The sequence below is a fragment of the Paenisporosarcina sp. P4_E4_2 genome (genome assembly GCF_056401595.1).
Genome location: NZ_JBFUJC010000444.1, coordinates 1 through 2,159 on the forward strand (window position 1 = coordinate 1; position 2,159 = coordinate 2,159).

The following is a 2,159-nucleotide window of genomic DNA, read 5'->3' on the forward strand; positions in this document are numbered from 1 at the left end:
GATCCAAGAAGAAACGATCATGCGAAATTGTGATAACAACACCTGGGAATTGTTCGATGAAATCTTCCAACACTGACAATGTTTGAATGTCCAGGTCATTTGTTGGCTCATCCAATAGCAAGACATTTGGTTGTTCCATAAGAAGTTTTAGCAAATGAAGTCTTTTGCGTTCTCCGCCAGACAATTTCCCAATTGGCGTTCCATGGACTTTTAGTGGGAACAAGAATCGTTCAAGCATTTGGGCAGCTGAATGTCTTACTCCATCCGATCCTTCAATATCATTTGAAGACTCTCGAACATATTCAATCATACGAGTGTTCGGATTCATTGGTGGGATGGTTTGCTCGAAATGAGCGATTTTGACCGTTTGCCCGATACTCAATTCACCACTGTCTGGCTCTATTTTTTCTGCCAGCATATTGATTAATGTACTTTTCCCGGCACCATTTGGTCCAACAATACCAATTCGATCTCCTGGCTGCAGTAAAAACGAAAAATCTTTGATGATTTGTTTTCCTGCATATGCTTTTGATAAATCAATGCCTTCAAGCACTTTTTTACCTAATCGCGTCGTTGCCAGTTTCATGTCTAGAGATGTATTGTCATTGTTACGGTCCATTTGGTCGTCCAATTGCTCAAAGCGCTGAATACGCGCTTTTTGTTTTGTTGTTCTCGCTTTGGCACCGCGTCGGATCCATTTCAGTTCAGAGCGGAATCGGTTCTGCAATTTCAATTGAGAAGATGCTGCCATTTCTTCACGAATGGCTTTCGCTTCCAAATAATCTCCATAATTTCCACGGTGAGTGTACATGGTTTGGTCAGCAATTTCATAGATATGAGTAGATACGCCATCCAGGAAATATCTATCATGGGTTACGAATATAATAGCACTGGACAAACGTGCCAAGCTTTCTTGTAACCATTCTGATGATTGAACATCCAAATGGTTGGTAGGCTCGTCCAATAATATTAAGTCTGCAGGTTCTATTAATACTTTAGCTAACGCAACACGTTTCAATTGTCCACCCGAAAGTTCATTTACTTTTTGGTCGAACATATCAATTCCAAGTTTCGATAAGGCTGTTTTAGCGACTGCATTGATATCCCAAGCATTATATTGGTCCATTTCCTGCTGTATTTTCATGTAGGCGTCCTGATTTTCGACAGATGACGAATCTTCAGTTAATTTTTCAAGAGCATCTTCGTACTTTCTATTAATCTGTAATACAGGTGCATCTCCACTGAACACCGCTTGTAATACCGTTAAATCCTCTGCGAATTGAGGGTCCTGTTCTAAAAACGATATACGGTATTGGTTCGGATGGTCCATTGAGAGTTGATCTGCCTCTATCTGATTGGCAAGAATGGAAAGAAACGTTGATTTACCTGTTCCATTAACACCAATCAGTCCAGCACGTTCGCCAGCGTATATTGTAAAATCGATGTTTTCAAATAACGTTTTTTCTCCAACTGTTTTTGTTAAGTTTGATACGATTAAATGGCTCATTTTTCTTCACTCGTTTCTATTTTCAGTTGGTCGATAAATGCCAACATAAATTCATGACGCTGCAACGCTAATTTTTTTCCTGTTTCGGTTACCATTAAATCTTTCAGTAAAAGCAATTTCTCGTAAAAATGTGTGACGGATGCTGTTTCTTTATTGCGATATTCCGATTCAGACATGTTCATTCTTGCCGTTTCAGACCAATCGTACAACTTTCTACCCTTAGCTCCGCCATATGCAAACGTTCTGGCGATTCCTACCGCACCGATTGCATCCAGACGATCTGCATCACGGACAATCTTGGCTTCAATTGTTTTGGCTTCTTTTTCGTGTCCACCACTGAAGGAAACAGATTCAATAATCTCAACTATTTGTTGTCGATCACTCAATGGCAAGTCTAGTTCGTCCAAAATGGCATTTTCTTTCGCCTTGCCTTCTATGCCACTATATTTAACGTCACTGACATCATGAAGAAGTACAGCTAGTTCTATTAAATCTGTACGAACGGTCCCTTCTTCCTGACTGATGATTCGGGCGTTTTTTCTCACACGTTCAATATGTTGAAAATCATGACTTGCGTCAAATTGATTGTATATATCTTTTACTAGTCGTTCACATTTTTCAATCGCATTCAATTTGATCTTCCTTCCTTAAC

At 39.7% G+C, this 2,159-nt stretch carries 2 protein-coding genes; both read right to left on the minus strand.

From position 1 onward, the window contains the following. Positions 1–1,507: ABC-F family ATP-binding cassette domain-containing protein (locus AC1DSB_RS18440; protein WP_477587321.1), on the minus strand; the 1,507-nt coding region annotated here is incomplete at its 3' end. Beyond that, the gene (locus tag AC1DSB_RS18445) at positions 1,504–2,139 is read right to left on the minus strand and encodes an HD domain-containing protein (RefSeq protein ID WP_477587322.1); all 636 of its coding nucleotides are present in this window, start codon (positions 2,137–2,139) and stop codon (positions 1,504–1,506) included. The genes AC1DSB_RS18445 and AC1DSB_RS18440, both read right to left, overlap by 4 nt. Positions 2,140–2,159: the final 20 nt, after the last annotated feature.